Genomic DNA, 749 nt, shown 5'->3' with positions numbered 1-749 from the left:
GCGTACTGAATGACACTGAAGCGCGAGCGATTCACCTCACTTTCGCGATATTTTTGGCCTTCACTGCTTATCCAGCAATGAAGAACTCTCCGCGTGATCACATTCCTCTTGTGGATTGGATTCTCGCGTTAGCGGGTAGCTTTTCGGCTGCCTATATCTACCTTTTCTACACCGAACTCGCAGGACGTTCCGGCGCTCCCACCACTGCCGATATTGTGGTTGCGGTCGTTGGCATGATATTGCTACTTGAAGCGACTCGTCGTGCATTAGGGCCTCCGCTAATGGTTGTGGCCGCCGTGTTCCTGACTTACACGTTTGCTGGCCCATACATGCCAGATGTCATAGCCCACAAAGGCGCAAGCTTAGGTAAAGCGATGTCGCATCTGTGGCTAACCACCGAAGGGGTATTTGGTGTTGCGTTAGGTGTATCCACTTCTTTCGTATTCTTGTTTGTACTGTTTGGCGCGATGCTAGAGCGTGCGGGTGCGGGTGCTTACTTCATTAAAGTCGCATTTTCTCTACTTGGTCATATGAAAGGCGGCCCAGCTAAAGCCGCCGTTGTCGCATCTGGTCTATCGGGTCTGGTTTCAGGATCATCGATCGCAAACGTCGTAACCACGGGTACTTTTACCATTCCATTGATGAAACGAGTCGGCTTCCCGGGCACAAAAGCGGGTGCCGTTGAAGTGGCAGCGTCAACCAATGGTCAGCTCACCCCGCCAATCATGGGCGCGGCAGCGTTTTTGATG

At 52.3% G+C, this 749-nt stretch carries 1 protein-coding gene; it reads left to right on the top strand.

Annotation, left to right across the window (positions count from 1 at the left end):
• The coding region (locus tag R8N49_RS26795) for a TRAP transporter fused permease subunit (RefSeq protein WP_318190408.1) at positions 1 to 749 on the top strand (749 nt) is incomplete at both ends.

It is taken from the genome of Vibrio sp. 1978 (assembly GCF_033344345.1).
This window is presented reverse-complemented; position numbering and strand designations above follow the sequence as displayed.